A 26,347-nucleotide genomic window follows, 5' to 3' on the forward strand; every position below is an offset into this window, starting at 1 on the left:
GTGGACAAGATTTTCCACCAACCACTGGGCGGCAACGAAATGCCGCGCTTCGCCGGCATCGCCACCATGATGCGTCTTCCCCACCTGCAAACCGCCAAGGGCCTGGACGCCGCCTTCGTCGGCGTGCCTCTGGATATCGGCACCTCGCTGCGCGCCGGTACGCGCTTCGGCCCACGGGAAATCCGTGCCGAGTCAGTGATGATCCGCCCCTATAACATGGCCACCGGCGCTGCCCCCTTCGACTCATTGTCGGTGGCCGATATCGGCGACGTGGCGATCAATACCTTTAACCTGCTCGACGCGGTGCGCATCATCGAAGAAGCCTACGACGAGATCCTCGAGCACAACGTCATCCCCCTGACCCTGGGTGGCGACCACACCATCACCCTGCCGATCCTGCGGGCGATCCACAAAAAACATGGCAAGGTCGGGCTGGTGCACATCGACGCCCACGCCGACGTCAACGACCATATGTTCGGCGAGAAAATTGCCCACGGCACCACCTTCCGCCGCGCCGTGGAAGAGGGCTTGCTCGATTGCGACCGCGTGGTGCAGATCGGCCTGCGCGCCCAGGGGTATACCGCCGAAGACTTCAACTGGAGCCGCAAGCAAGGCTTCCGTGTGGTCCAGGCCGAAGAATGCTGGCATCACTCCCTCGCGCCGCTGATGGCCGAAGTGCGGGAAAAAGTCGGCGGCGGCCCGGTGTATCTGAGCTTTGACATCGACGGCATCGACCCCGCCTGGGCGCCCGGCACCGGCACCCCTGAAATCGGCGGGCTGACCACCATCCAGGCCATCGAAATCATCCGTGGCTGCCAGGGCCTCGATCTGATTGGTTGCGACCTGGTAGAAGTTTCGCCGCCTTACGACACCACCGGCAATACCTCGTTGCTGGGCGCCAACTTGCTGTACGAGATGCTCTGCGTACTGCCTGGCGTCGCGCATCGCTGATAAGGCGAATGCGCTGAGAACAATAAAAACCGCGTCTTCACACTCACAACCAAGGGGATCGCACAGATCCCCGACAACGATGTACCTGACTTTCGCTCGCGTGTTTACCGAGCCAGCTGCCGCCTGATCGCCCATAAAAAATATAATCGGAGAACCGCCGTCATGGCTTTGGATTTATTCGTCGTACTCATCTACGCCGCCGGCATGCTGGTGCTCGGCTACTACGGCATGCGTCGCGCCAAAACCCACGAAGACTACCTGGTCGCCGGCCGTAACCTCGGCCCGTCACTGTACATGGGCACCATGGCCGCTACGGTGCTGGGCGGTGCCTCCACCGTCGGCACCGTGCGCCTGGGGTATGTGCATGGTATTTCGGGTTTCTGGCTGTGCGCCGCGCTCGGCGCGGGCATCATTGCCCTGAACCTGTTCCTGGCTAAGCCGCTGTTGAAGCTGAAAATCTTCACCGTCACCCAGGTCCTGGAAAAACGCTACAACCCCATGGCCCGCCAGGCCAGCGCGGTGATCATGCTGGCCTACGCGCTGATGATCGGCGTGACCTCGATCCTGGCCATTGGCACCGTGCTGCAAGTGCTGTTTGACCTGCCGTTCTGGATGTCGGTACTGGTGGGCGGCGGCGTGGTGGTGGTGTATTCGACCATCGGTGGCATGTGGTCGCTGACCCTCACTGATATTGTGCAATTCGTGATCAAGACCGTCGGCCTGATGTTCATCCTGTTGCCGATCTGCCTGTACCGCGTCGGTGGCTGGGATGAACTGGTGGCCAAACTGCCGGCGTCGAACTTCAGCTTCACCGCTATCGGCTGGGACACGATCATCACCTACTTCATGATCTACTTCTTTGGCATCCTGATCGGCCAGGATATCTGGCAACGGGTCTTCACCGCCCGTGACGAAAAGGTCGCCCAGTACGCAGGCACTTTCGCCGGCTTCTATTGCATCCTGTACGGCCTGGCCTGTGCGCTGATCGGCATGGCTGCCCATGTGCTGATCCCGGACCTGGCCAACGTCAACAATGCCTTCGCCGCGATCGTCAAAGCTTCGCTGCCGGACGGCATTCGCGGCCTGGTCATCGCCGCCGCGCTGGCCGCCATGATGTCCACCGCCAGCGCCGGCCTGCTCGCCGCCTCCACTGTGTTGACCGAAGACCTGCTGCCCCGCCTGCGCGGCGGCAAGGCGTCGAGCCTGCGCATCAACCGGCTGTTCACCCTGTTGACCGGCATTGCCGTGCTGGGTATCGCATTGGTGGTGAACGATGTGATCAGCGCCCTGACCCTGGCCTATAACCTGTTGGTGGGCGGTATGTTGGTACCCTTGATCGGCGCGATCTTCTGGAAGCGCGCGACCACCTCGGGCGCAATCACGTCCATGAGCCTGGGCTTTGTGACCGCGCTGGTGTTTATGTTCAAGGATGGGCTGGATGCAAACACGCCGATCTACTACAGCCTGGCAGTGGCGCTGGTGAGCTTTGTACTGGTGAGTTTGCTGTCGCGTCGGCCGGCCAAGGTGGCGGCTGCGGTGGTTTGAGCTATAACAGGGACGAGGATATTTTCTTCAGCGGGCGCGACGTCGGAGGTCGCGCCCGTTTTTTTCGCCTAGTGCAATACAACTGTGGGAGCGGGCTTGCTCGCGAAAGCGGTGTGTCATTCAACCTTTCCGTTGGCTGATACACCGCTTTCGCGAGCAAGCCCGCTCCCACATTTTTTAGCGGCGACGGGGCCGACGTTGCTCGTCATCCGTGCGAATCGGCACCGGTTGCAGCGGAGGCTCGATCAAGCCCAACGCAACGCCAAGGTCGTGGAGCCAGTTTTGGATTTTCTCTTTCATGATTGCCCCCTTTGAGGGTAGTGCTGGCCGGCGTGAGTTCTGTCGCCGTTTCCTACAGTGATAGTAGCCCTAAGTCCTAGGTAATGCTTGAAGGAAACCACAACGAACTATTACTGAATTGATCCGAATCCTGACGGATCGTTCAAGCAATCGCGCGAGTGTCTTGCACGCACAGTGGGTTGCCGTCTTGCTGCAGGTCGATCCATGCATTGAGGTTAGCGCCGAGCATACCCTTTCGCCACATCAGCCAGGTGGTCGCAGTGGCAAAAGGCCCGGTCAGCGGATGAACGGACACGCTGTCCTTGCCGGGAAGGCTTGCGAGCATGGATTCAGACATCAACGCCACGCCGGAACCTGCGATCACGCAAGCGAGCATGCCTTGGTAGGACTCGATCTCGATCGCCCGCCCCATCGCCACTCGCTCATGGGAAAACCAGGTTTCCAGGCGCGTGCGGTAGGCGCAACTGCGCCGGAACGTGAACACCGCACGGCCCGCCACATCCTGGGGGCCACGCACCGGCGGATGATCGGCCTCGCAAATCAGCACCAGGCGCTCTTCGCACAGCGGTACGCCATCCAGGGTGGTGATGGTCAGCGGGCCGTCGACGAAGGCTGCGTCCAGGCGCCCGGTAATCAGCCCTTCCAGCAACTCCCCACTGGGTGCCGACTGCACCTGAAGGTTCACCATGGGGTAAGTCTTGTGATAGCGCGCCAGCAGCTTCGGCAAATGAACTGCGGCGGTGCTGTACATGCTGCCCAATACGAAATCACCGGCCGGTTGCCCGCCTTGTACGGCGCCGTGGGCTTCATCATGCAGCGCCAGCAGGCGAGTGCTGTAGTCCAGCAGTACCTTGCCCGCCGGAGAAAGCTGCAAACGCTGGCGCTCGCGCACGAACAGGTCGACACCCAATTGCTCTTCCATTTGTTTAAGCCGGGTCGACAGGTTGGACGGCACGCGGTGCAGGCGCTCGGCGGCACGGGTAATGGAGCCCTCTTCCGCCACAGCCTGGAAAATGCGCAATTGACTGAACTCCATTACTTTCTCCAAAACTGAACAAGTTACTCACTATTATTCAATTTTACAGAAAGTCAATCCGTCTTAGCCTGCAAGGCATTCGCTTCTTTGCAGGAAACCTGAACATGTCCCCGCTGATTCGTTTACTCGCCAGCTCCGTCGCCCTGATGATGGCCATGGGCATTGGCCGCTTCGCCCTGACTCCGCAAATGCCGCATTTGCTCAGTGAAGGCCAGATCGACCTGACCGGCGCCGGCCTGCTCGCTGCCGCCAATTACCTGGGTTATTTCGTCGGCGCGGTGGACTCGATCTTTGCCCGTAGCCATCAGCATGTGCGCGGGCGCCTCTACGGCGGGTTGTGGCTGTGCGTATTGCTGACCCTGGCGTCCTACTGGGCTAACGGGTTCTGGCCGCACTTGTTGCTGCGCTTTGGCACCGGGGTCGCCAGTGCCTGGGCCCTGGTGATGATTACCAGCCTGAGCCAGCCACTGGCGACTGCCGCCGGCCGCCCGCGCCTGGGTGCGTTGGTGTTTGCCGGGCCGGGGTTGGGGATTGTGCTGACGGGGCTGCTGGCGTTGGTTTCCAACCTATTAGGGCAAAGCTCTGCCACGCTGTGGTTGCTCTACGGGACGGTAGCGCTGGTGATGCTGCTGGCGATCCTGCCGTTTTTACCCAAGCCGGCCGTCACTGTTACCCAGATCTCCAGCGCGGGGAGCAACGGCAGCATCGCGCACCTGTGCTGGATTTATTTCCTGTACGGCCTGGGCTACATCATCCCCGCGACTTTTCTGTCGCAGATGGCCAGCGCTCAATTCAACGGGGCCTGGCAGGCCGATCTGTTCTGGCCCTGCTTTGGCCTGGCGGCCGCGCTGGGAGTGGGGGTGGCCAGCCTGCGCCGCAAGCACCCGAACACCACCCGTCGCTGGCTGATGGCGACTTTATGGCTGCAAGCGGCCGGGGTATTTGCCTGCCTGCTGGGCAATGGCTGGGGCTTGGCGCTGGGCGTGTTGCTGTGCGGTGCGCCATTTTTGGCCTGCATGCAGTTGGTGATGGCGCGATTAAGGGAGGTCGCACCCCATGGCTACCAACGCAGCACGGGGCTGCTGACCGCCAGCTTCGCCGTCGGCCAATTGAGCGGGCCACTATTGGCGTCGGTCAGCAGCCACCTCAGTGGCGGCCTGCAACCGGCGTTGGTCGCTGCCGGTACCGGGTTGTTATTAGCCGGTTCAGTACTGATCAACCGCCCTCTACCGCCGCAGCCGATTTGCACACAAGTGGCCAGCGGTGCAGCAAATGGCGGTTAGGCACGTGCCCCACGCCATGTCCATCAGCGCCAACCCGGCGGACCAGCCTTGAAGCGTGGCCCAGTTGCTCAGGTCATAGGTGCCATAGGCCACCAAGCCAAGCAAGGCGCCCAAACGCGCAGCGCGCTGCCAACTGGCGCTGGGCAAGATCACCAACACCACGCAACCGAGGACATACAGGAGATAGAACAATATCGCAGGCAACAGGCGTGGCTGATCAAGCATCAGCGTGCCGAGCAGGGATTTATAGGTGGAGCCCATGAGCACGCCAAGCCAGAGGCCGTCGAGGACCAGGAAGGCGAGCAAGGTGCCGAGGTAGGCAAAAACCGTTCTTTTCGACATGACACAACCCTGTAGGAGCGAGCTTGCTCGCGAAAAACGTACATCCGACGCCACACTGCGCCTGGAATATTTTCGCGAGCAAGCTCGCTCCTACAGCAGAGCAGCCTGTACTCAGCTTAGTTCAATGCGGTCCGCATGAATCACGATCTGCCCTTGCTTGTAGAGCGCACCAATGGCCTTCTTGAAGTTGCCCTTGCTCACGCCGAACAAGTTGCTGATCACCGCCGGGTCGCTTTTGTCGCTGACCGGCAGGGTGCCGTTGTTGTCACGCAACTTGGCGAGGATCTTCGAGTTCAGGCTGGAGGCCGCTTCCTGGCCCACCGGTTGCAGGCTCAGGCTGATGTTGCCATCGGCGCGGATCTCTTTGATGAAACCCTTCTCTTCCTTGCCCGGACGCAGGAACTTGAACACTTCGTTCTTGTGGATCAGGCCCCAGTGCTTGTTGTTGATGATCGCCTTGAAGCCCATGTCGGTGGCTTCGGCAACCAGCAGGTCGACTTCCTGGCCCACCTGGTAGTTGGCTGGCGTCTTGTCCAGGTAACGGTCAAGGCGAGCGGTGGCGGTGATGCGCTTGGTGTGCTTGTCGAGGTAGACGTGCACCACGCAATACTCACCTGCGGTCAGCTGGCGTTTTTCTTCCGAATACGGCAGCAGCAGATCCTTGGGCAAACCCCAATCAAGGAATACGCCAATGCTGTTGACTTCCACAACTTTCAAACTGGCGAATTCACCGACTTGAACTTTGGGTTTTTCGGTGGTGGCGATAAGTTTGTCATCGCTGTCCAGATAAATGAAAACGTTGAGCCAGTCTTCATCTTCACTGGGAATATCTTTAGGGATATACCGATTAGGCAAGAGGATTTCCCCATCTTGCGCACCATCGAGGTACAAACCAAAGTTAGTGTGCTTGACCACTTGCAAGCTGTTGTAGCGCCCGACTAAAGCCATTTCCAATACCCTCATTGCGTGGGCGGCATTCTACCCGAGTTGGGCCCTGCACGCGCGCGCGCCTGAAAAATCGCGGGCTGGCATGGCGTTCCAATGGCAGCGCCCCACTCGTCTGATCGTTCGGTTCACTTTGAGCAGGCCATCAGCGGGCCACCCGGCCTGTGGTTTCCAGCTAAAACAGTAAGTTAGCGCTTTATTTCGGCGTTGAACTTCGGCTATTTCCAGCGCTGCGTATTAATCCTGAGGGATATTTGCCAAGCAATTGTCAAGTATTTCCTGTACGATGCCTGGCCAAGTTAATTTTCTACAGGTTAGTGGCCGCCATGCGTGTAAAAGCATCCAACAGCAAAGCAAAGCCAGCTCCCGCCGTTGAAACCAGCGAATCGATCAATAGCCAGATTGCTGCGTTCCTCAAGTCCGGCGGCGAAATCCAGCAAATTGCCAAGGGCGTGAGCGGCCAGACTTTCGGCCCGTCCAAGCAGATCAGCCTGGGCAAGAAGTAATAGTCATACCCTCACACTGTATCTGGTCCCTAAGCGTCTTGCCTTCAAGGCGCTAGGACTAGAGTTGCAACCCCCTGCTCACACCTTCAATACGCAGCTAATCGACGAACGGGCCTCAACGCCAGGCATTCGCCGGTATCCTTGCACACGTCTAGCACGGGCATCCGCCTGAATCTTTCCGTTACTGCTCCTCGCTTTTCATGGAGTGAAGCATGCTTAAACGCTGTATTTTCGTGGTCAGCCTCCTGGTCGCCAGCCCTTTGGCCCAAGCGCATATCTTCCAGCGTGAACTGGGTGACTTCGACCTGAAATTAGGCACCACCCCCAGCCGCACCATGGCCCAGGGCCTGGTCAAGCCGACCGCCCCTGGCAGCGACTCGTTCCACGGTGGCCTGGACCTTACCCACGACAGCGGCCTGTATTTCGGCCAGTTTTCCCCAAACATGGGCCTGTCGTCAGCCAATAACCTTGAAGTCGACTCCTACATGGGCTTCAAGCGTCCGTTCGACCAGACCCTGGGCTACGAAGTCGGCTTGATCCACTACAGCTACCCCAAGGTCAGCCCCCTCGACAGCCAGGAGTTCTACGGCGGGCTGAACCTGTTGGGCAACCGCTTTGGCGTGTCCTTCAGCAACGACCCCGACCGCCAGGACAGTACCCTGTTTGCCGACCTGGGCGGTACCCAGCCTTTCGGCATCGGCGTCAGCATGAAGTACACCACCCATCAACTGGGCACACCGGTCTCGGTAGAGAACGGCGCCATCAGCAGTTTCAGCGATTGGTCGGTGCAGTTTTCCCGGGCCTGGAAAGGCATTGACCTGGACCTGATCTACAGCGGCTCCAGCCTCAGCGGCAGTGACTGCTCGGCCTACTCCGGACACAACTCGCAATGTGATGGGCTGTTGACCTTGAAGGCCGCGCGGTCGTTTTACTGATGGGCTGAACTGTCGCACCCCGCGCAGGTTCACATGCATTAACGCCCTCCATGCAAGGACCTGCCCATGTTGCGCCGGCTCAAACTCCTGATGGTACTGCTGACCCTGAGCCTGGTGCTCGCCGGCTGCAATCGCGTGGGCCTGGCCTACCGTAACCTCGACGTGATCATCCCCTGGACCCTCAACGACTACCTGGACATGAATGCCGGGCAAAAGAGCTGGTTCAACGACACCCTCAAGGAACACCTGGCCTGGCACTGCACCACGCAATTGCCTGGCTACCTGGACTGGCTCGACCGCCTGCAGCAGATGGTCGACAGTAACCAGGTCACCGACGCCGCATTGCAAACCCGTACTGTCGAAGCCAAACAGGCAATTGCCGAGATTGCTCGGGAAATCACGCCCTCAGCTGTGCAATTGCTGCAAGGCCTGGACGATCAGCAGGTCAAAGACATGAGCGATGCTCTGGCCAAGGACCTGCGCAAGCGCCAGGACGAATACCTCAAGCCACCACTGGCTCAACAAATCAAGGAACGCGCCGAGCGTATGAGCAAGCGCCTGGACGCCTGGATCGGCCCGTTGAGCCCAGGCCAGCAAAACCGCGTCACGGCCTGGTCGGCCGAGTTGGGCGCGCAAAACCAAGCGTGGATCGGCAACCGCGCCCATTGGCAGGCGCAATTTATCGAGGCGCTGCAACAACGCCACAATGCCGATTTCCCGCAGAAAATCCAGCAACTGCTGGTGGATCGCGAAAGCCTGTGGACCCCGCAATACCGCGCCGCCTACGCACAGACCGAAGCCGCCGCGCGCGGCTTGCTCGTGGACGTGATGGCCCAAAGCTCCCCAGCGCAGCGTGTGAAACTCACCCAGAAAATCGACAAGGTCCGCAGCGACTTCCAGACGCTTAAATGCCTGAAAAGCGCACAGTCTTAGTCAGGCGCCAAGGTGCCCAGCCAGGCCACCAGGCCAAGGATGAGCACCACAGCGCCAAACTCCAGGGCCATGCTGCGCCGTAACGCACGGATCGCCACGTTATAATCGCCCGCCGCGATAGATTGTTGCAGAAGCGGCGTCAGGTGAAAGCGATTGAGCGCCGCCAAGGCCAGCATCACGCCGAACAACCCCAGCTTCAGGCATAGCAGCACCGCGTAGACTCCGCCGTTGATGCCCCCCAGATTCGGCCCGACAACAAACAGATAATTGGCAACGCCAGTGCCGATCAGCACCAAGACAAATCCCGCGCCAATGCGCTCAAAGCCTGCCAATGCGCTGGCCAGAACCTGCACTCGATCATCCTGTGGCAACGGCGCAGGCATCAACAACAAACCGAATGCCGCCAACGCCCCCACCCAACCCGCCGCTGCCAACAGGTGTGCACTGTCGCTGACGATATGCCACACACCTTGCACGCCTTCGTGCATTACGCCGTGCCCTGTCCACACCAGGGTGGCCAACGCCACGCCAGCCGACAGCGTGGCCAGCGCCAGATGAGTGCTCAGTGCCGCCAGGACCAGCGCCGCGATACGCACCCACCACGTCAGCCCCAAGTCGGTCTGCCACAGCATCATCTGCACATGCGGCCATAGCGCCTGCCAATCAGTGGCGCCGCTCATGGATTGGGTCATGACCAATAGCGACGCCACCGAAAACGCCAGCCCCAAGCCGCCCGTCAATCCCATCCATGCCCTTAGATTGAGCCATCTACGTTGCTCAGCGTGCAGACCATAAAGGCCGAACAGTCCCAATCCAAATAGCATCATCAGGTCGAGATAGAGCGCGAAGCGCAATGCGATGGAGATCAGCTCACTCATGGCTGCACGCTGAACACCACATTACCGGTGATCGGATGTGTATCGGACGACACGGCACGCCAATCCACCCGATAGCTGCCGGTGGTAAGTGCGGAGACCGGCTTGATCAACATCACCTTGGGGTCGCTGCTCGCCGACACGCTGGCCTTCACCGGCATCGGCGAATTGGGCATGCCCGGCATGTCGGTCATGATCAACTTGGCCCCGGAAAACTGGGTCAGCAGGTTTTCTGAGAAATGCAATTCAATCACTGCGGGAGCGGCGCCCTGTGCGCCTGCCGCCGGAATGGATGACAGCAGCTTGGGGTGGGCCGAAGCGGGCAGGCTAAGACTTAAACCTACCCACAGCGCAGCACCCAGCAGCGTGGTTTTCAACATAGACATGCAAGACTCCAGGCCGCGCCAGGCGGCGAATAATAAAAAGGGAAACCCGTCAGAACCACAAGCGCACGCCGACGACCCAGCGCAGTTGATTGATGTCTTCGTCTTCGTCCCGTGCGTATTGCGCGGTCTGGCCATAAGTGCGGTTCCAGCTGAGACCGACATAAGGCGCAAACTCGCGGCGAACTTCGTAGCGCAAGCGCAGGCCCAGTTCACTTTCCGCCAAGCCCGAACCAACGCCGCGTTGCGGATCGTTCTGCGCATAGAAGTTGAGTTCGGCGGTCGGCTGCAGGATCAGGCGATTGGTGAGCAGAATGTCGTAGTCACCCTCAAGGCGTGCGGCGGTATGCCCCGATTCGCCGACAAACAACGTGGCTTCGGCCTCGAAGTTGTAGAGCGCCATGCCTTGTAGGCCAAAGGCCGCCCAGCTCTGGCTGGCACCGGGCTTGAAGTCCTGGCGCACGCCGCCGACCACATCCCACCACGGGCTGATTGCGTGCCCCCATAACGCTTGGGCTTCGGCGCTTTCAGTGCGGCCGGCGCTGCGTTCGCCTTCACTGCGTAGCCACAACCGGTCGATGTCACCGCCGACCCAACCCTTGATGTCCCAAGTCTGCGCGTTGCCGTCGCCACCCTGCCATTCCAACTGGTTGACCAGTAGCATCGAGTTGACGCCGCTGTCGTGCACCTGATGCCCTCCCGGCGCGTTGTAGACCGCTGCACGGTCTGCGTCGGTCAGCGCCGGAATCGGCGTACGGCTTTGCGCCAGCGCTGGCGTCGCCGGGCTCATGCCCTGAAGTTCATCCTCGGCCGCCAACGCCCATGGGGCGAACCCCAGCGTGGCGAAAGCGATGCAAAGGGACGAGACGCAACGGTTCATGCTCGCTTCCTTATTCATGCACGCGCACCTCGCGGAACATGCCCATTTCCATGTGGTACAGCAGGTGGCAGTGATAGGCCCAGCGCCCCAAGGCATCGGCGGTGACGCGGTAACTGCGACGGGAGCCCGGTGGCATGTCGATGGTGTGTTTGCGCACCAGGAACTGGCCGTTTTCGTCCTCCAGGTCGCTCCATAAGCCATGCAGGTGAATCGGGTGGGCCATCATGGTGTCGTTGACCAGCACCACCCGCACGCGCTCGCCATAAGTCAGTTGCAAGGGCTCGGCATCGGAAAACTTCACGCCATTGAACGACCAGGCGAACTTTTCCATATGCCCGGTGAGATGCAATTCGACGGTGCGGGAGGGGTCGCGGCCATCGGGGTCTTCGAAGGTACTGCGCAGGTCGGCATAGGTGAGCACCCGGCGGCCATTGTGGCGCAGGCCGATTCCAGGGTCGTCCAGCTTGGGCACCGGGTTCATCGCCTGCATGTCTACCAGCGCGTTGTTCTGCTCGCTGGCGGGGTGTTTCTGCATGGCCATCGCGCCCATGGCACTGTGATCCATGCCTTCCATGCCCGGCATATCGGCCATGGCACCGTGGTCCATGCCGCCCATGCCCATGTCCTCCATGGTCAGCCACGGGCGCGGATCAAGCAGTGGAACTGAGGCGGTCGCTCCCATCTGCCGGGCGAGGGTGCCACGGGCATAGCCTGTGCGGTCCATGGACTGAGCAAACAGGGTGTAAGCCTCTGCCACAGGCTCGACCAGCACGTCGTAGGTTTCCGCCACGGCGATACGGAACTCGTCGACACTTACCGGCTTTACCGGCTGACCATCCGCGGCGATGACGGTCATTTTCAACCCTGGAATGCGCACATCAAAATAGGTCATCGCCGAGCCATTGATAAAACGCAGGCGAATCGTTTCCCCCGCCTTGAACATTCCGGTCCAGTTCTGTCCAGGCGGCTGGCCGTTGAGCAAGTAGGTGTAGGTCTCGCCGCTGACGTCCGCAAGGTCGGTGGGGTTCATCTTCATTTGCGCCCACATCAGCCGGTCGGCAGCCGTGGCCGACCAGCCCTGCTTGCCCACATCCCGGATAAAATCGCCCAGGGTGGGTTTGTGCAGGTTGTAGTAATCGGACTGCTTCTTGAGGGTTTTCATCAGGGCGACGGGGTCTTCGTCGGTCCAGTCCGACAGCATCACCACGTAATCGCGCTGGTAGCTATAAGGCTCGGGTTCCTTGGGATCGATAACCAGCGGACCGTACACGCCCTGCTGCTCCTGAAGCCCGGAATGGCTGTGGTACCAGTAGGTGCCGTGCTGCTTGACCTTGAACTGGTAAACGTAAAGGCCGCCCGGTTCGATGCCCTTGAAGCTCAGGCCGGGCACGCCGTCCATGGTCGATGGCAACAGGATGCCGTGCCAGTGGATCGAAGTGGGCTCGCCAAGGCGGTTTTTCACGCGCAGGGTCACGGTGTCGCCCTCCCGCCAGCGTAAGAGCGGGCCGGGCAGGCTGCCGTTGACGGTCAACGCGGTGCGCGGTTGGCCTGTCAGGTTGACCGGGGTCTGGTCAATAAACAGGTCAAACTCGCTGCCGGCGAGCACCGTGGGCTGGCCGGGGCTGATCAGTGCCCACACAGGGGGGCGCCAAAGCCCGAGCCCGCCCAACAGGCCGCCTGCGGCCAGGCCTTTGACGAATGTGCGTCTGGAGGTTGTGGAGTGCATGCCGATTCAAGTCCGTGAGTTGAATGGCAGCAGATTAGGAGTCGCCGGCTGTCAGCAACCTTAGCGGCAGATTACCGATTCGACAGGTTCACCCGGCACCCTCAGGGGCGCCGGGGGCATAAGAGGATCAGGCGATCTGGGCTTTTGAGGCCACTTCCGCGAACGTTGCCGGATCAAGCGCATCCGCTTGTTCATCCAACACCTGACGCGGATGATCATTGCCCGGAATCGAACTGTCGATCAGCGCCAGCAATTGCGCCCCCAGCGCCGTCAGGATGAAGTTCTCGCCATTGCCGCCCTCTTCCTCAGGCCGCGACTCAATAAAGCCACGCTTGAACAGCAGCGCCTCGTAGTCGGCAGCGGTCTTCTTCAGCGCGTCCAGGTTGCCAGTGTCCTCGCCGGCCGTCGCCTTCTCGGCCGCTTCCTGTTCGGCGTATTTGCGCGGGGCAAAGCTGCCCTCGCCGTTCTGCACTTCATGCAGCAGACGTTCGATCAGATCCCAATTGTAAGTCGTCATCCTGATTCCTCCTGCAGGCCGATGGAGTTAGCCCGTCTTAGGGAGTGACACGTTCCGGCACGGGCCGTTCAACCAAACGGACGGGCGTCATTTCTCTGAACTTTGCAGAGGTTTGCCACCTCAACTGCACATCACTGCCAAGGAAGTCCGACCATGAAAACCTTGATGAAGCTGACTCTCGCCGCCACGCTGATAAGCGCCCTGCCCGCCTGGGGCTGCACGCCCGAGGAGGCCACGACCAAGCGGGAGGAACTGGCCAAGGAAGTGACCAAGCTCACCGAGCAGAACCCGACCAAGGCCAAGGAGATGAATGACCAGTTACAGAAGATGGACCTGGATACCGAAAGCGCCGAGTTTCCCGACAAGTGCCAGTTGATCGATGCGCGGCTCAAGGAGCTCAGAGAAGCTGCGGGGAAGCGTTGAGCACAGCGCGACGCTGATGGCGAAAAAAAACCGGACATCGTCCGGTTTTTTTAGGCCCGCCTGCTTATTCGGCAGCCGGAGCTTCTGGCTTGCGGCGCTTGAGCGGGGCCATGCCGTCCTTGCTGACGAGCGACAGGTTGTCGGTCTTCGGCCGGTTGGCGATCTTGCGCTTGGTCGGTGACTTGGCGGCGGTTTTTTTCTTGTCGCCCTTGGCGTCGGTCTTTTTCTTCTTCACGCCAACGGCCTTGCCCGACGCCTTGACCTTCTTCGGCCCGGTGTACGTGCCTTTGACTTCCTTGATGGTGCGGCGCTCGAACGACTGCTTCAGGTAGCGTTCGATGCTCGACATCAGGTTCCAGTCGCCGTGGCAGATCAGCGAGATGGCCAGGCCATCGTTGCCGGCCCGTCCGGTACGGCCGATGCGGTGCACGTATTCGTCGCCGCTGCGGGGCATGTCGAAGTTGATCACCAGGTCCAGGCCGTCCACGTCGAGGCCGCGCGCGGCAACGTCGGTGGCCACCAGGATCTTCACGCCGCCCGCCTTGAGACGGTCGATGGCCAGCTTGCGGTCCTTCTGGTCTTTCTCGCCGTGCAGCACGAACGCCTTGTATTCCTGCGCAACCAGGCGCCCGTAGATACGGTCGGCGGCGGCACGGGTGTTGGTGAACACGATGGCCTTCTGGTAGGTCTCGTTGGCCAGCAACCAGTTCAGGATCTGTTCTTTATGCACGTTATGGTCAGCGGTAACGATCTGCTGACGCGTGGTGGCGTTCAGGTCGCTGACGTTGTTGACCTGCAAGTGCTCAGGGTTGTTCAGCACCTTGGCGACCATGTCGCGCAGGGTCGAACCACCGGTGGTGGCGGAGAACAGCATGGTCTGCTGGCGGTTGACGCACTCGCCGACCAGACGTTGCACATCATCGGCAAAGCCCATGTCGAGCATGCGGTCGGCTTCGTCGAGCACCAGCACTTCGACTTCCTTGAGATCAAGGTTGCCAGCGTTGAGTTGCTCGATCATGCGCCCTGGGGTGCCGATCAGGATGTCCGGCACCTTGCGCAGCATCGCGGCCTGGACCTTGAAGTCTTCGCCACCGGTGATGATGCCGGACTTGATGAAGGTGAACTGCGAAAAGCGTTCGACTTCCTTCAGGGTTTGCTGGGCCAGCTCGCGGGTCGGCAGCAGGATCAGGGTCTTGATGCTGACGCGCACCTTGGCCGGGCCGATCAGGCGGTTAAGTACCGGCAGGACGAAAGCGGCGGTCTTGCCGCTGCCGGTTTGCGCCGTCACCCGCAGGTCACGCCCTTGCAGCGCGAGCGGGATGGCCGCTGCTTGCACAGGCGTAGGCTCGACAAATTTAAGCTCGGCCACGGCTTTAAGCAGGCGTTCGTGCAGGGCGAATTGGGAAAACACGGGTGCTACCTCGAAGAAATACAAATATCAGCTGCATAGGTTACCGGTTTCGGGCGCCCAAACCGAGTTTCTTTACGCGAACGGGGCTAATCAGCTGCTTTTTTGTCAGCGATTTTGTCCAGAGCGTCAACTTTGTTGCACTTAAATGCTCTAATCGCCCCGTGTTGTCTTACAGAAGAATCGGTTCACGCATGGATATCAAACAGCTCTGGCTCAACGTCCAAGACCTTTGGGGCGCCCTAGATGAACACCCGGTCCTGCATTCCAGCCTCGGCTTGCTGGTGTTGCTGGTGGTGGCATTGGTGGTGGGACGGGTCGCCCGTTACCTCATCCTGCACGCGGTCAAATTGCTCGGCCGGCAGCCGGCCCTGCACTGGCTGAACGACCTGCGGCATAACAAAGTCTTCCATCGCCTGGCGCAAATGACGCCGTCGCTGGTGGTCCAGTTCGGTCTGTACCTGGTGCCGGACCTGAGCAAGACCGCCATCCTGTTCATCGGCAACGTCGCCCTGGCGATCAGCATTCTGTTCATGGTTTTGGCCATGAGTGCCCTGCTCAACGCGCTGCTGGATATCTACGCACGCACCGAACACGCACGCACCCGCTCGATCAAGGGCTATGTGCAATTGGCGAAAATGGTGCTGTTCGTGTTCGGCGCGATCATCATCGTCGCCACCCTGATCGACCGCTCGCCACTGTTGCTGCTCTCAGGCCTGGGTGCGATGTCGGCGGTGATTCTGTTGGTGTACAAGGACACCCTGCTGTCGTTCGTCGCCAGTGTGCAATTGACCAGCAACGACATGCTGCGCGTCGGTGACTGGATCGAAATGCCCCAGGTCGGGGCCGATGGCGATGTGGTGGATATCACGCTGCACACGGTGAAGGTGCAGAACTTCGACAAGACCATCGTCTCCATCCCCACCTGGCGCCTGATGTCCGAGTCGTTCAAGAACTGGCGTGGCATGCAGGCCTCCGGTGGGCGCCGTATCAAGCGCAGCCTGTACATCGACGCCAGCGGCGTACGCTTCCTGAACGATGAGGAAGAAGTGCGCATGACCCAGGTGCACTTGCTCAGCGGCTACATCAGCCGCAAACAGGCCGAACTCAAGGCCTGGAACGAGGCCCAGGGCCACAGCGCGCAACTGTCGGCCAACCGTCGGCGCATGACCAACCTCGGCACCTTCCGCGCCTACGCCCTGGCGTACCTGCAAAGCCACCCGGACATCCAGCCGAACATGACCTGCATGGTGCGCCAGATGCAAACCACCGCCCAGGGCGTGCCGCTGGAGATCTACTGCTTTACCCGCACCACGGCGTGGGGCGATTACGAGCGGATCCAGGGCGATATCTTCGATTATCTATTGGCAGTGTTGCCGGAGTTCGGGCTGAGCCTGTATCAACAGCCGAGCGGCAACGACCTGCGGGCCGGCGTGCTGCCTGCATTGGCCGGGGCCACTCAGGTACCCGTGGCCGAAACGGCATGAGGTGATGCACGCGGGATTACGGCAGTGATGCCGTAATCTCCTTGCGGCACACCTCAAGCACTTCATCGGCCAGGGCGGAATCATCCGGGCACGCCCGCGACAACATGATTGCGCCGATGGCATGGGCCATGCTGTCGAGCATTTTCGCCCGCACGTCTTCTTTTGGCCCGTCATGAGCCGCGTTGTACTTTGCCTCCAGGGCCTGCAGGGTATTTTCCAAACCCTCGGCAAAGGTCGCCTTCAGCGTGTCCGACTGACGGGCGGCATCGGCACACAACGCCGCCAATGTGCATCCGCCGCCGCGATGGTCGCGGTGCTGCCTGGACAGGTAAACCTCGAAAAACTGCTCCACCTCCCTCTCCGCGCTGTCGGCCAGTGACTGCGCCAGGCTGTTAGCGGCTGCTTCCGCCATCAAGTCCGCCTTGGAACCGAAGTGCTTGTAAAAGCCGCCTTGGGTAAAACCGGCCGCAGCCATCAACTCGGCCACGCCCACCCCATCGAAACCCCGCTCGCGAAACAACTCGGAAGCTGTCGCGACGATATGGGCCCGATTGCTCTGTGACTGCGCCTTGGTGATCTTCATGTCTGTGGTCCTGACAGCGTGCGAGATAGGCATATTACTATGATGTCGATCATAATCAAAACCGTTGACAGCTTTGATTATGATCGACATCATAAAACCTCCTCGCACTCACAGAGCATCACACCATGAGTACTTCCAACACCGTTCTGATCACTGGCGCTTCGACCGGCATTGGCGCCGCCTACGCCGAACGCTTTGCCGCACGCGGCCACGACCTCGTACTGGTCGCCCGTGACATCACGCGCCTGGAAGCGCTCGCTGCCCGACTGCGCGAACAGCATGCCGTCAGCATTGATATCCTCCCCGCCGACCTGACCCAGACCGCTGACCTGGCAGCAGTTGAAGCGCGCCTGCGCGAGGACGCCAACATTGGCACCCTGGTCAACAATGCCGGCGCCGCGCAGTCTGGCGGTTTTATCGAACAGTCCACCGACAGCGTCGCGCAGTTGGTCGCCCTCAACACCACTGCACTGGTGCGCCTGGCCAGTGCCATCGCCCCGCGCCTGGCGGCAGCGGGCAACGGCGCTATCATCAACATTGGCTCGGTAGTGGGCCTGGCCCCGGAATTCGGCATGACGGTGTACGGCGCGACCAAGGCGTTCGTGCTGTTCCTGTCCCAGGGCATGAGCCTGGAGCTGGCGCCCAAAGGCGTGTACGTGCAAGCCGTGCTGCCCGCCGCCACGCGTACCGAGATCTGGGAGCGGGCGGGCATTGACATCAACACCCTCACGGACGTGATGGAAGTGGGCGATCTGGTGGACGCGGCGTTGGTGGGTTTTGATCGCCGCGAGCCGGTGACCATTCCGCCGTTGCAGGACGGCGCCCGTTGGGACGCGTTGCAGGCTGCGCGGCAAGGCTTGCTGGCACAGATCAAGCAGTCCCAGGTTGCCGAGCGTTACCTGGCCAACGCCTGAACAACCGGTAGCAGGCGTGCTGCGCGCCTGCCCCTTCTCACCGAAGCAACGAGCGTTGAACCATGAAGGCATTTTCCATCGAACGGTACGGCAAGCAGCCCGGCCGCCTCACCGAGGCCCCCGCGCCTGTTGTGGGTGAGCATGACGTGCTGGTTCAGGTGCGGGCCAGCAGCGTCAATGTGCTGGATGCAAAGATCGCCAAGGGCGAATTCAAACTGATCCTGCCCTATGCGTTGCCGTTGACACTGGGCAATGACCTAGCCGGCGTGGTGCTCAGCGTCGGCGCGGCGGTACGACGCTTCAAGCCGGGGGACGAAGTCTACGCTCGCCCGCCCCAGCAACGTATCGGCACCTTCGCCGAGCGGATTGCCGTGCACGAAGACGCACTGGCGCGCAAACCCGACAACATCACCATGGAGCAAGCCGCGGCCCTGCCCCTGGTCGCGCTCACGGCGTGGCAGGTGCTGGTGGAAACCGCGAAGCTGAAGAAAGGCCAGAAAGTGTTCATTCATGCGGGCTCAGGCGGGGTGGGCAGTATCGCCATCCAGTTGGCCAAGCATTTGGGCGCTTTTGTCGCGACCACCACCAGCACCGCCAATGTGGAGTGGGTCAAAGCGTTGGGCGCAGATGTGGTGGTCGACTACAAACAGCAAGCCTTCGAGACCGTGCTGCGGGATTACGATGTGGTGCTGAACAGCCTGGGCCCAGATGCGCTGGCCAAGTCACTGAAGATTCTCAAGCCCGGCGGTCAGCTCATCTCCATCTCCGGCCCACCGACGCCCGCCTTCGCCCGCGCCCAGAACCTGCCCTGGTTATTGGGCCTGGTCATGGGTGTGTTGAGCAGCAGTATCCGCAGGAAAGCGCGCAAGCAAGGCGTGAGCTATGACTTTGTCTTCATGCGGGCCAGTGGCGCGCAACTGGATGAAATCACCACGCTGGTCGAGTCGGGGATTATCCGGCCGGTCATCGACCGAACCTTCCCTTTCGAATCCACAGCCGCGGCCCTGGACTACGTCGAACAAGGCCGTGCCAAAGGCAAAGTGGTGATCACGATGGAGACGGCACCGCCCGACGCACACCCAGCCGGCTGATCCACACCGCCCCCAGAATCACCAGACCGCCCAGGGCCAAACGACCCAGCGGTTCGTGCTGGTTCCAGATCAGCAGGTTCAGCAGCAACCCCACCGGCACATGCAGGTTGTTCATCACCGCCAGGGTGCCGCCATTGACCAGGCAGGCGCCCTTGTTCCACCAGTACATGCCCAGCGCGGTACTGACCACTCCGAGGAACACCAGCACGCCCCATTGCAGCGGCGCTTGCGGCAGGAAGTCAGCCTTGGCGAACAGCAGGAACGCCGGCAACACCACCATCAAGGCGCCCAGGTAGAAATAACCGAAACGCCGGAAGTGCGGCTGGTCACTGGGATAACGCGCCACCAGGTGCTTGTACATGACTTGCCCGGCGGCGTAGGTGAAATTGGCCAATTGCAGCAGCAAGAACCCCATCAGGAAATGCGGGGTGATCTGATCGAAACGAATCACCGCCGCACCGCCCACCGCCACCAGGGCCGCCACCAGCGCCCAGGGATTGAAGCGGCGATTAAGCGCGTCCTCGATCAGGGTCACATGCAGCGGCGTGAGGATGGTGAACAGCAGCACTTCCGGCACCGTCAGCACGCGAAAGCTCAGGTACAAGCATACGTAGGTCACGCCGAACTGCAATGCACCGATCACCAACATGCCGCGCATGAACGCGGGCTCCACCGAGCGCCAGCGCGTCAGCGGGATAAAGATCAGCCCGGCCAGCACCACGCGCACCAGCACCGCAAAGTAGCTGTCGACGTGACCGGCGAGGTATTCGCCAATCAAGCTGAAGGAAAATGCCTGAATCAGGGTGACAACCAGTAGATAGCCCATGCGCGCCTCGTTTCGAATGGGCGCGACATTAAAGCTTTTTGGTTTTTGAAGAAACTCGGCGGAAAAAAAACCCGACCTCGCTAAAGCGGCAGTCGGGCGGGAGCACTCAGGAGCAAAAGTGCAAAGGGAGGTTCGATACGCGTACTTGAAGGGTTTGCGTGGCGCTATATAAGCAGCACGGGATTATCTGACGATTAACGCCTCAGGCGACCTGGGCCAGTTGCGCCTTGGCATGATTGACGCCCTTCTCCTGGAAGTCGCCGCCCAGGTTGACGCCTTCGGCGTGAATGAAGGTAACGTCATGAATGCCGATAAATGCCATGACCTGGCGCAGGTACGGTTCCTGGTGATCCGAGGTGGCGCCAGTGTGGATACCACCGCGTGCGGTGAGCACGATAGCGCGCTTGCCGGTCAACAGACCCTGGGGCCCGGTGGCGGTGTATTTAAAGGTCACACCGGCCCGCAACACGTGATCCAGCCAGGCTTTAAGGGTGCTCGGAATGGCGAAGTTGTACATCGGCGCGGCCATCACCAACACGTCGGCGGCCAGCAGTTCGTCAGTTAACTCGTTGGAGCGGTCCAGGGACACCTGTTCGTCGTCGTTACGCTGCTCCGCCGGTTTCATCCAGCCACCCAGCAGGTTGGCATCCAGATGGGGTACCGGATTGAGCGCTACGTCGCGCACGGTGATGCGGTCTGCCGGATGGGCGACTTGCCATTGGCTGATGAACTGTTGGGTGAGCTGGCGGGAAATGGAATCCTGCTGGCGCGCACTGCTTTCGATGATCAGGACATTGGACATGGCTTCGTAGGCTCCATCGGTAATTGCTGTAAGTCGATGGAGAGAAGGTTAACCAGGGCCTATTCGATAAAAAAGCGCAAAAAACTGCTACAACCCATCTAGAAATTTGTTTATAAGCGGAGTATTCCTGTGAGCACGCTCCGCTGTTGCTTTATTTTGGCGCGCAGTCCAGGGCAATACGCATCTTGATGATGGCGCGGTTGAACTTGACCGTGGTGTTAGTGCTTTTGCCAGCAGGCACGGTCACGGTACGACGGCGTGGCGATTCCGGGCCGTTGGTAAAGGTGACCTTGCACACCGCGTCCTGGGCGCCGTAGTTGTTCAGCTGGATCGAACTGATGTCGCCGTCCACATCGGAGGCGGTGTAATCAATGCTCACGCCATCGATCTTTTTCGTCACGTCGATAGGATAGGCAAACGCGCTCATCGGCAGCAGCGCCAGCAACACACAACACAATTTTCTCATTCGGCAGTCTCCAATAAGGACCGCCAGCTTAGGACAAGAGGAGCTCATCTTGAAAGCGCCCCGCGTTACCCTCGATCAATGGCGCACCTTGCAAGCCGTGGTCGACCATGGCGGCTTTGCCCAAGCCGCCGAAGCGCTGCATCGTTCGCAATCTTCAGTGAGCTACACCGTGGCGCGCATGCAGGACCAACTCGGCGTCCCCTTGCTGCGTATCGACGGGCGCAAGGCGGTGCTGACCGAGGCCGGTGAGGTGCTGCTGCGCCGATCCCGCCAACTGGTGAAAAACGCCAGCCAGCTGGAAGACCTCGCTCATCATATGGAACAGGGCTGGGAAGCCGAAGTGCGCTTGGTGGTGGACGCCGCCTACCCCAGCGCACGTCTCGTTCGCGCATTAACCGCCTTTATGCCGCAAAGCCGTGGCTGCCGGGTGCGCCTGCGCGAAGAAGTACTGTCCGGCGTCGAAGAGTTGCTGCTCGACGGCATGGCGGACCTGGCCATTTGCGGTTTTATCATCCCGGGCTACCTGGGCACGGAAATGAGCGATGTGGAGTTCGTCGCCGTGGCCCACCCCGATCACTCGCTGCATCGCCTCAACCGTGAGTTGAGTTTCCACGACCTGGAGAGCCAGATGCAGGTGGTGATCCGTGACTCCGGCCGCCAACAACCGCGCGACGTCGGCTGGCTCGGCGCCGAACAGCGCTGGACCGTCGGCAGCCTCGCTACCGCGGCCACCTTCGTCGCCAGCGGCCTGGGCTTTGCCTGGCTGCCCCGGCACATGATCGAGCGCGAACTCAAGGAGGGCGTGCTCAAGCAGCTTCCCCTGGAAAAAGGTGGCAGTCGCAACCCGACGTTTTACCTGTACTCCAACAAAGACAAACCCTTGGGGCCCGCCACGCAGATCCTCGTGGAATTGCTGCGCACCTTTGACACCGCTCCCCTGGACGCGCCCTTCGCCGCTCCCCAACAAGCCTGAAACGGAGTTCATCCATGGCCTGGTTCGACCATGAAGGCTGCAGCCTGCATTACGAAGGATATGGCCATGGCAACCCGCTGATCCTGATCCACGGACTGGGCTCCAGCAGCCAGGATTGGGAACTGCAAGTACCGGTACTCGCCCGACACTACCACCTGATCGTGGTTGACGTGCGCGGCCACGGTCGCTCGGACAAACCCCGGGAGCGCTACAGCATCAAGGGGTTTACCTTCGACCTGATCGCGCTGATCGAACACCTCGACCTGCCAGCGGCCCACGTGGTGGGTTTATCCATGGGCGGCATGATCGCCTTCCAACTGGCGGTGGATGAACCCCGGCGGGTCAAGAGCCTGTGCATCGTCAACAGCACGCCTGAGGTCAAGGTGCGCAGTGCCGATGACTATTGGCAGTGGGCCAAACGCTGGACCCTGGCCCGTGTGCTCAGCCTGGGCACCATCGGCAAGGCCCTGGGCGATCGGCTGTTCCCCAAACCTGAGCAGGCCGACCTGCGCCGCAAGATGGCCGAGCGCTGGGCAAGAAACGACAAACGTGCTTATCTCGCCAGCTTCGACGCCATTGTGGGCTGGGGCGTGCAGGAACAACTGTCGAGAATTACCTGTCCAACCCTGGTCATCAGCGCCGACCATGACTACACCCCCGTGGCGCAGAAAGAAATCTATGTAAAACTGCTGCCCGATGCGCGGCTGGTGGTCATCGAAGATTCCCGCCATGCCACGCCCTTGGATCAACCCGAGGTCTTTAACGCGACCTTGCTCGACTTTCTAAAGACCGTCGAAACCACTACCCAGGACCACTGACCCATGCTGAAAAAAATCGCCTTCTTTGCCGGTTCCGCCTTGTTTGCTGCCAACCTGATGGCAGCTGAGCCGGCCAAGGCGCCACATGTTTTGCTCGACACCACCAACGGCCAGATTGAAATCGAACTGGACCCGGTCAAGGCGCCGATCAGCACCAAGAACTTCCTGGCCTATGTCGACAAGGGCTTCTACACCAATACGATCTTTCACCGCGTGATCCCGGGCTTCATGGTCCAGGGCGGCGGGTTCACCCAGCAAATGTCACAAAAGCCGACCGAAGCACCGATCAAGAACGAAGCCAGCAATGGCCTGCATAACGTGCGTGGCACCTTGTCCATGGCTCGCACCAATGACCCGAACTCGGCCACCAGCCAATTCTTCATCAACGTGGCTGACAATGCCTTCCTCGACCCGGGCCGCGATGCCGGTTATGCCGTGTTCGCCAAAGTGGTCAAGGGCATGGATGTGGTCGACATCATCGTCAACTCCCAGACCACCACCAAGCAAGGCATGCAGAACGTGCCTATCGATCCTGTGATCATCAAGTCGGCCAAGCGCATCGACTGAGGTCCGCAGGCAGCTTTGCACGGTGCCCGCACGGCACCGTGCACCTTTGAAAGGAGAGCCCGCCCGGCGGGCGTCAAACCTAATGCTCTATCGTCGTTTTGAACAGCTGATCGATATTTTCCGCGACGCCCCCAGCGCGGCCCCTCCCGAAAAAGTCCTGCCCTTCTATCTCTATTACCTGCGCCAGGTGTGGCCGTGCTTCGCCGCGCTCTTGGTAGTGGGACTGGTCGGCGCCCTGATCGAAGTCGCGTTGTTCAGCTACTTGAGCCGCATCATCGACCTGGCCCAGGGCACGCCACCGGCGAATTTCTTCCAGATCCACAGCGCCGAGCTGATCTGGATGGCCGTGGTGGCCCTGTTGTTGCGCCCGCTCTTCAACGGCCTGCATGACTTGCTGGTGCACCAGACCATCAACCCCGGCATGACCAGCCTGATTCGCTGGCAGAACCACAGCTACGTGCTCAAGCAGAGCCTGAATTTCTTCCAGAACGACTTTGCCGGGCGCATCGCCCAGCGGATCATGCAAACCGGCAACTCCTTGCGTGACTCGGCGGTGGCGACCGCAGAAGCTATCTGGCACGTGTCGATCTACGCCATCAGTGCCCTGGTGTTGTTTGCCGAGGCCGACTGGCGGCTGATGATTCCGCTGATCACCTGGATCGTTTGCTACAGCCTGGCCCTGCGTTACTTCGTGCCTCGCGTGAAAGAACGCTCGGTGGTCTCCTCGGAGGCGCGCTCCAAGTTGATGGGCCGAATTGTTGACGGCTATACCAATATCACCACCTTGAAGCTGTTCGCCCATACCCAGAATGAACAGGAATACGCCAAGCAAGCGATCATCGAGCAGACCGAAAAAACCCAACTGGCCGCCCGCGTGCTCACCAGCATGGACACCGTAATCTGTATTCTGAACGGCCTACTGATCGTCACCACCACCGGCCTGGCCCTGTGGCTGTGGACACAGTCGCTGATTTCCGTGGGCGCGATTGCCCTGGCCACAGGCCTAGTGATCCGCATCGTCAACATGTCCGGCTGGATCATGTGGGTGGTCAACGGCATCTTCGAAAACATCGGTATCGTGCAGGACGGCCTGAAGACCATCGCCCAGCCACTGGCCGTGGTCGATCGTGAAAACGCTCCGCGCCTGACGGTGCCCCACGGCCAGGTACGCTTTGAGCAAGTGGACTTCCACTACGGCAAGAAGAGCGGAATCATTGGCGGCCTCAACCTTGAGATCAAGGCCGGGGAAAAGATCGGCTTGATCGGCCCATCCGGCGCGGGCAAATCGACGCTGGTCAACCTGCTGCTGCGCCTGTACGACCTGCAGGGCGGGCGCATCCTCATCGACGGCCAGGACATCGCCGAAGTGGCCCAGGAAAGCCTGCGCGCGCAGATCGGCATGATCACCCAAGACACCTCGTTGCTGCACCGCTCGATCCGCGACAACCTGCTGTATGGCAAGCCCGACGCAACTGACGAAGAACTCTGGGCGGCGGTGCACAAGGCCCGCGCCGATGAGTTCATCCCGCTGCTGTCGGATTCCGAGGGCCGCACCGGGCTGGATGCCCATGTGGGTGAACGCGGGGTGAAACTCTCCGGCGGGCAACGCCAGCGTATCGCTATCGCCCGCGTGCTGCTCAAGGACGCGCCGATCCTGATCATGGACGAAGCCACCTCCGCGCTGGACTCGGAAGTAGAAGCGGCGATCCAGGAGAGCCTGGAAACCTTGATGCAGGGCAAGACGGTGATCGCAATTGCACACCGGTTGTCGACCATCGCACGAATGGACCGCCTGGTGGTGCTGGAAAAAGGCCAGATTGCCGAGAGCGGCAGCCATTCCGAGTTGCTGGCATACGGCGGGCTTTATTCGCGGTTATGGCAGCATCAGACCGGGGGTTTTGTCGGCATAGACTGATTTCGCTGGGTAAAGCCCCGCTCAATTCCGAACAATTCTGACAGCTTTCTCTATCTGGCTGGTCTTGCGACACAATCCTGCTGTACTGCAATCAGGCCCCAGGAGGGCCCTGATTTAAGGCGGCAGGGAAGCCACACAGACCGTTAATCAGATAGAGCAATCTAAGGAAGTGTTCATGTCACTGTTCAAACGTTCCGTAACGGAAGGACTGGGTACGTTTTGGCTGGTGTTGGGTGGCTGCGGGAGTGCGGTATTGGCCGCAGCGTTCCCCAACGTTGGCATCGGCCTGCTCGGGGTGTCCCTGGCTTTTGGGCTCACGGTGCTGACCATGGCATTTGCCATCGGGCATATCAGCGGCTGCCACCTTAACCCGGCCGTCTCGGTGGGGTTGGTGGTGGGCGGTAGATTCCCGGCCAGGGAGTTGCCGGCCTACATCGTGTCGCAAGTGATCGGTGGCGCCATCGCCGCCGCACTGCTGTACTTCATCGCCAGCGGCAAGCCTGGGTTCGAGCTAGCGTCCGGGCTGGCAAGCAATGGTTATGGCGAGCATTCACCCGGAGGTTATTCAATGGCGGCAGGCTTTGTCTGTGAGCTGGTGATGACGGCGATGTTCGTGCTGATCATCCTTGGCGCCACCGACCGTCGAGCCCCGGCAGGCTTCGCGCCCATCGCCATTGGCCTGGGGCTGACGCTGATCCACCTGATCTCCATCCCGGTGACCAACACCTCGGTCAACCCGGCCCGCAGCACAGGGCCTGCGTTGATTGTCGGCGGCTGGGCGCTGCAGCAACTGTGGCTGTTCTGGCTCGCGCCGATCCTCGGCGCGGTGATCGGCGGCATTACGTACCGATGGTTGGGTGCAGAAAAAACAGCTTGACCCAATCCCTGTAGGAGCGAGCTTGCTCGCTCCTACAGGG

At 60.6% G+C, this 26,347-nt stretch carries 29 protein-coding genes; 15 read left to right on the forward strand and 14 right to left on the reverse strand.

Features of this window, described 5'->3' with window-relative positions; translation table 11 throughout:
* Positions 1-951, forward strand: coding sequence for an agmatinase (speB, locus tag AB9N64_RS09605; RefSeq protein WP_014719407.1), 951 nt, complete (start codon positions 1-3; stop codon positions 949-951).
* Between the two features lie 162 nt (positions 952-1,113).
* Positions 1,114-2,496: a sodium:solute symporter gene (locus AB9N64_RS09610; protein WP_060767392.1), complete on the forward strand. Its 1,383-nt coding sequence runs from the start codon at positions 1,114-1,116 to the stop codon at positions 2,494-2,496.
* Positions 2,497-2,673: 177 nt separating this feature from the next.
* Here the strand turns inward: AB9N64_RS09610 and AB9N64_RS09615 are convergent, their stop codons facing one another.
* Both AB9N64_RS09615 and AB9N64_RS09620 read right to left on the reverse strand, forming a co-directional pair.
* The gene (locus AB9N64_RS09615; protein ID WP_003193089.1) at positions 2,674-2,796 is read right to left on the reverse strand and encodes a PA1414 family protein; all 123 of its coding nucleotides are present in this window, start codon (positions 2,794-2,796) and stop codon (positions 2,674-2,676) included.
* Between the two features lie 142 nt (positions 2,797-2,938).
* Positions 2,939-3,832, reverse strand: coding sequence for a LysR family transcriptional regulator (locus tag AB9N64_RS09620; RefSeq protein ID WP_032903115.1), 894 nt, complete (start codon positions 3,830-3,832; stop codon positions 2,939-2,941).
* A gap of 104 nt (positions 3,833-3,936) precedes the next feature.
* Between AB9N64_RS09620 and AB9N64_RS09625 the strand changes: the two genes are divergently transcribed.
* Complete coding sequence (locus AB9N64_RS09625; protein ID WP_019820447.1) at positions 3,937-5,115, forward strand: MFS transporter; 1,179 nt, start codon at positions 3,937-3,939, stop codon at positions 5,113-5,115.
* Here the strand turns inward: AB9N64_RS09625 and AB9N64_RS09630 are convergent.
* The gene (locus tag AB9N64_RS09630) at positions 5,059-5,457 is read right to left on the reverse strand and encodes a DUF2177 family protein (protein WP_058410744.1); all 399 of its coding nucleotides are present in this window, start codon (positions 5,455-5,457) and stop codon (positions 5,059-5,061) included. The genes AB9N64_RS09625 and AB9N64_RS09630 overlap by 57 nt on opposite strands.
* A 111-nt stretch (positions 5,458-5,568) precedes the next feature.
* A complete protein-coding gene (locus AB9N64_RS09635) occupies positions 5,569-6,405 on the reverse strand; it encodes a S1 RNA-binding domain-containing protein (RefSeq protein WP_019820451.1) in 837 nt (278 codons plus the stop codon).
* 323 nt (positions 6,406-6,728) lie between these two features.
* Between AB9N64_RS09635 and AB9N64_RS09640 the strand changes: the two genes are divergently transcribed.
* The 3 genes from AB9N64_RS09640 to AB9N64_RS09650 all read left to right on the forward strand — a co-directional run bounded on the left by AB9N64_RS09640 (position 6,729) and on the right by AB9N64_RS09650 (position 8,776).
* Positions 6,729-6,908, forward strand: coding sequence for a hypothetical protein (locus AB9N64_RS09640; protein ID WP_003193095.1), 180 nt, complete (start codon positions 6,729-6,731; stop codon positions 6,906-6,908).
* Positions 6,909-7,120: 212 nt separating this feature from the next.
* Positions 7,121-7,843, forward strand: a complete 723-nt coding sequence (locus AB9N64_RS09645; protein ID WP_019820453.1) for a TorF family putative porin — start codon at positions 7,121-7,123, stop codon at positions 7,841-7,843.
* 66 nt (positions 7,844-7,909) lie between these two features.
* Positions 7,910-8,776, forward strand: a complete 867-nt coding sequence (locus tag AB9N64_RS09650; RefSeq protein ID WP_014719413.1) for a DUF6279 family lipoprotein — start codon at positions 7,910-7,912, stop codon at positions 8,774-8,776.
* On the opposite strand, the gene copD is transcribed toward AB9N64_RS09650, so the two are convergent.
* From copD to AB9N64_RS09675, 5 genes are all read right to left on the reverse strand, one after another.
* Complete coding sequence (copD, locus tag AB9N64_RS09655) at positions 8,773-9,654, reverse strand: copper homeostasis membrane protein CopD (protein ID WP_003193101.1); 882 nt, start codon at positions 9,652-9,654, stop codon at positions 8,773-8,775. The genes AB9N64_RS09650 and copD overlap by 4 nt on opposite strands.
* Positions 9,651-10,037 (reverse strand): copper homeostasis periplasmic binding protein CopC, encoded by a 387-nt coding sequence (gene copC, locus AB9N64_RS09660; protein WP_003193103.1) that lies wholly within the window; start codon positions 10,035-10,037, stop codon positions 9,651-9,653. Before copC ends, copD begins: the two co-directional genes overlap by 4 nt.
* Positions 10,038-10,086: 49 nt before the next feature.
* Positions 10,087-10,914, reverse strand: a complete 828-nt coding sequence (locus AB9N64_RS09665) for a copper resistance protein B (RefSeq protein ID WP_014719414.1) — start codon at positions 10,912-10,914, stop codon at positions 10,087-10,089.
* A gap of 10 nt (positions 10,915-10,924) precedes the next feature.
* Complete coding sequence (locus AB9N64_RS09670) at positions 10,925-12,640, reverse strand: copper resistance system multicopper oxidase (RefSeq protein ID WP_371360217.1); 1,716 nt, start codon at positions 12,638-12,640, stop codon at positions 10,925-10,927.
* Between the two features lie 127 nt (positions 12,641-12,767).
* A complete protein-coding gene (locus AB9N64_RS09675; RefSeq protein WP_014719416.1) occupies positions 12,768-13,157 on the reverse strand; it encodes a hypothetical protein in 390 nt (129 codons plus the stop codon).
* Positions 13,158-13,310: 153 nt separating this feature from the next.
* Here AB9N64_RS09675 and AB9N64_RS09680 point away from each other — a divergent pair, with 153 nt between their 5' ends.
* Positions 13,311-13,580, forward strand: coding sequence for a hypothetical protein (locus AB9N64_RS09680; RefSeq protein WP_014719417.1), 270 nt, complete (start codon positions 13,311-13,313; stop codon positions 13,578-13,580).
* Positions 13,581-13,644: 64 nt separating this feature from the next.
* On the opposite strand, the gene AB9N64_RS09685 is transcribed toward AB9N64_RS09680, so the two are convergent.
* A complete protein-coding gene (locus AB9N64_RS09685) occupies positions 13,645-14,991 on the reverse strand; it encodes a DEAD/DEAH box helicase (protein WP_014719418.1) in 1,347 nt (448 codons plus the stop codon).
* A 191-nt stretch (positions 14,992-15,182) separates the two neighbouring features.
* On the opposite strand from AB9N64_RS09685, the gene AB9N64_RS09690 reads away from it, so the two are divergent.
* Positions 15,183-16,475: a mechanosensitive ion channel family protein gene (locus AB9N64_RS09690; RefSeq protein WP_014719419.1), complete on the forward strand. Its 1,293-nt coding sequence runs from the start codon at positions 15,183-15,185 to the stop codon at positions 16,473-16,475.
* A 16-nt stretch (positions 16,476-16,491) separates the two neighbouring features.
* On the opposite strand, the gene AB9N64_RS09695 is transcribed toward AB9N64_RS09690, so the two are convergent.
* Complete coding sequence (locus tag AB9N64_RS09695) at positions 16,492-17,058, reverse strand: TetR/AcrR family transcriptional regulator (protein WP_014719420.1); 567 nt, start codon at positions 17,056-17,058, stop codon at positions 16,492-16,494.
* A 125-nt stretch (positions 17,059-17,183) separates the two neighbouring features.
* On the opposite strand from AB9N64_RS09695, the gene AB9N64_RS09700 reads away from it, so the two are divergent.
* A complete protein-coding gene (locus AB9N64_RS09700) occupies positions 17,184-17,972 on the forward strand; it encodes an SDR family oxidoreductase (RefSeq protein WP_014719421.1) in 789 nt (262 codons plus the stop codon).
* A 62-nt stretch (positions 17,973-18,034) separates the two neighbouring features.
* Positions 18,035-19,063, forward strand: a complete 1,029-nt coding sequence (locus tag AB9N64_RS09705) for an NADP-dependent oxidoreductase (protein WP_060767369.1) — start codon at positions 18,035-18,037, stop codon at positions 19,061-19,063.
* On the opposite strand, the gene AB9N64_RS09710 is transcribed toward AB9N64_RS09705, so the two are convergent.
* The 3 genes from AB9N64_RS09710 to AB9N64_RS09720 all read right to left on the reverse strand — a co-directional run bounded on the left by AB9N64_RS09710 (position 19,020) and on the right by AB9N64_RS09720 (position 21,157).
* On the reverse strand, positions 19,020-19,889 hold the full coding sequence (locus tag AB9N64_RS09710; RefSeq protein WP_014719423.1) for a carboxylate/amino acid/amine transporter: 870 nt from the start codon (positions 19,887-19,889) through the stop codon (positions 19,020-19,022). The two genes, AB9N64_RS09705 and AB9N64_RS09710, sit on opposite strands and share 44 nt — an antisense overlap.
* Before the next feature lie 202 nt (positions 19,890-20,091).
* Entirely contained in the window at positions 20,092-20,691 is a 600-nt protein-coding gene (locus tag AB9N64_RS09715) for an FMN-dependent NADH-azoreductase (protein WP_014719424.1), read from the reverse strand.
* A 151-nt stretch (positions 20,692-20,842) separates the two neighbouring features.
* Complete coding sequence (locus AB9N64_RS09720) at positions 20,843-21,157, reverse strand: 3-phosphoglycerate kinase (protein WP_014719425.1); 315 nt, start codon at positions 21,155-21,157, stop codon at positions 20,843-20,845.
* Positions 21,158-21,206: 49 nt separating this feature from the next.
* On the opposite strand from AB9N64_RS09720, the gene AB9N64_RS09725 reads away from it, so the two are divergent.
* The 5 genes from AB9N64_RS09725 (at position 21,207) to aqpZ (ending at position 26,307) form a co-directional block, all read left to right on the forward strand.
* The gene (locus tag AB9N64_RS09725; RefSeq protein ID WP_014719426.1) at positions 21,207-22,130 is read left to right on the forward strand and encodes a LysR family transcriptional regulator; all 924 of its coding nucleotides are present in this window, start codon (positions 21,207-21,209) and stop codon (positions 22,128-22,130) included.
* 14 nt (positions 22,131-22,144) lie between these two features.
* Complete coding sequence (locus AB9N64_RS09730) at positions 22,145-22,948, forward strand: alpha/beta fold hydrolase (protein WP_371360219.1); 804 nt, start codon at positions 22,145-22,147, stop codon at positions 22,946-22,948.
* A 3-nt stretch (positions 22,949-22,951) separates the two neighbouring features.
* Positions 22,952-23,515: a peptidylprolyl isomerase A gene (locus AB9N64_RS09735; RefSeq protein WP_014719428.1), complete on the forward strand. Its 564-nt coding sequence runs from the start codon at positions 22,952-22,954 to the stop codon at positions 23,513-23,515.
* Positions 23,516-23,597: 82 nt separating this feature from the next.
* Positions 23,598-25,430: an ABC transporter ATP-binding protein gene (locus tag AB9N64_RS09740; protein ID WP_003193125.1), complete on the forward strand. Its 1,833-nt coding sequence runs from the start codon at positions 23,598-23,600 to the stop codon at positions 25,428-25,430.
* A 175-nt stretch (positions 25,431-25,605) separates the two neighbouring features.
* Complete coding sequence (gene aqpZ, locus AB9N64_RS09745) at positions 25,606-26,307, forward strand: aquaporin Z (RefSeq protein WP_019820470.1); 702 nt, start codon at positions 25,606-25,608, stop codon at positions 26,305-26,307.
* Positions 26,308-26,347 lie beyond the last annotated feature (40 nt).

The organism is Pseudomonas sp. KT_2_4 (genome assembly GCF_041410225.1).
Lineage (GTDB): Bacteria > Pseudomonadota > Gammaproteobacteria > Pseudomonadales > Pseudomonadaceae > Aquipseudomonas > Aquipseudomonas paracarnis.

Coding starts and splice junctions, on each gene's coding strand:
- copD (WP_003193101.1), bottom strand. CDS start 9,654: ATGAGTGAGCTGATCTCCATCGCATTGCGCTTCGCGCTCTATCTCGAC.
- AB9N64_RS09690 (WP_014719419.1), top strand. CDS start 15,183: ATGGATATCAAACAGCTCTGGCTCAACGTCCAAGACCTTTGGGGCGCC.
- AB9N64_RS09610 (WP_060767392.1), top strand. CDS start 1,114: ATGGCTTTGGATTTATTCGTCGTACTCATCTACGCCGCCGGCATGCTG.
- AB9N64_RS09635 (WP_019820451.1), bottom strand. CDS start 6,405: ATGGCTTTAGTCGGGCGCTACAACAGCTTGCAAGTGGTCAAGCACACT.
- copC (WP_003193103.1), bottom strand. CDS start 10,037: ATGTCTATGTTGAAAACCACGCTGCTGGGTGCTGCGCTGTGGGTAGGT.
- AB9N64_RS09730 (WP_371360219.1), top strand. CDS start 22,145: ATGGCCTGGTTCGACCATGAAGGCTGCAGCCTGCATTACGAAGGATAT.
- AB9N64_RS09710 (WP_014719423.1), bottom strand. CDS start 19,889: ATGGGCTATCTACTGGTTGTCACCCTGATTCAGGCATTTTCCTTCAGC.
- AB9N64_RS09620 (WP_032903115.1), bottom strand. CDS start 3,832: ATGGAGTTCAGTCAATTGCGCATTTTCCAGGCTGTGGCGGAAGAGGGC.
- AB9N64_RS09640 (WP_003193095.1), top strand. CDS start 6,729: ATGCGTGTAAAAGCATCCAACAGCAAAGCAAAGCCAGCTCCCGCCGTT.
- aqpZ (WP_019820470.1), top strand. CDS start 25,606: ATGTCACTGTTCAAACGTTCCGTAACGGAAGGACTGGGTACGTTTTGG.
- AB9N64_RS09735 (WP_014719428.1), top strand. CDS start 22,952: ATGCTGAAAAAAATCGCCTTCTTTGCCGGTTCCGCCTTGTTTGCTGCC.
- AB9N64_RS09715 (WP_014719424.1), bottom strand. CDS start 20,691: ATGTCCAATGTCCTGATCATCGAAAGCAGTGCGCGCCAGCAGGATTCC.
- AB9N64_RS09675 (WP_014719416.1), bottom strand. CDS start 13,157: ATGACGACTTACAATTGGGATCTGATCGAACGTCTGCTGCATGAAGTG.
- AB9N64_RS09740 (WP_003193125.1), top strand. CDS start 23,598: ATGCTCTATCGTCGTTTTGAACAGCTGATCGATATTTTCCGCGACGCC.
- AB9N64_RS09615 (WP_003193089.1), bottom strand. CDS start 2,796: ATGAAAGAGAAAATCCAAAACTGGCTCCACGACCTTGGCGTTGCGTTG.
- AB9N64_RS09630 (WP_058410744.1), bottom strand. CDS start 5,457: ATGTCGAAAAGAACGGTTTTTGCCTACCTCGGCACCTTGCTCGCCTTC.
- AB9N64_RS09670 (WP_371360217.1), bottom strand. CDS start 12,640: ATGCACTCCACAACCTCCAGACGCACATTCGTCAAAGGCCTGGCCGCA.
- AB9N64_RS09695 (WP_014719420.1), bottom strand. CDS start 17,058: ATGAAGATCACCAAGGCGCAGTCACAGAGCAATCGGGCCCATATCGTC.
- AB9N64_RS09700 (WP_014719421.1), top strand. CDS start 17,184: ATGAGTACTTCCAACACCGTTCTGATCACTGGCGCTTCGACCGGCATT.
- AB9N64_RS09680 (WP_014719417.1), top strand. CDS start 13,311: ATGAAAACCTTGATGAAGCTGACTCTCGCCGCCACGCTGATAAGCGCC.
- AB9N64_RS09645 (WP_019820453.1), top strand. CDS start 7,121: ATGCTTAAACGCTGTATTTTCGTGGTCAGCCTCCTGGTCGCCAGCCCT.
- AB9N64_RS09625 (WP_019820447.1), top strand. CDS start 3,937: ATGTCCCCGCTGATTCGTTTACTCGCCAGCTCCGTCGCCCTGATGATG.
- AB9N64_RS09665 (WP_014719414.1), bottom strand. CDS start 10,914: ATGAACCGTTGCGTCTCGTCCCTTTGCATCGCTTTCGCCACGCTGGGG.
- AB9N64_RS09705 (WP_060767369.1), top strand. CDS start 18,035: ATGAAGGCATTTTCCATCGAACGGTACGGCAAGCAGCCCGGCCGCCTC.
- AB9N64_RS09650 (WP_014719413.1), top strand. CDS start 7,910: ATGTTGCGCCGGCTCAAACTCCTGATGGTACTGCTGACCCTGAGCCTG.
- AB9N64_RS09720 (WP_014719425.1), bottom strand. CDS start 21,157: ATGAGAAAATTGTGTTGTGTGTTGCTGGCGCTGCTGCCGATGAGCGCG.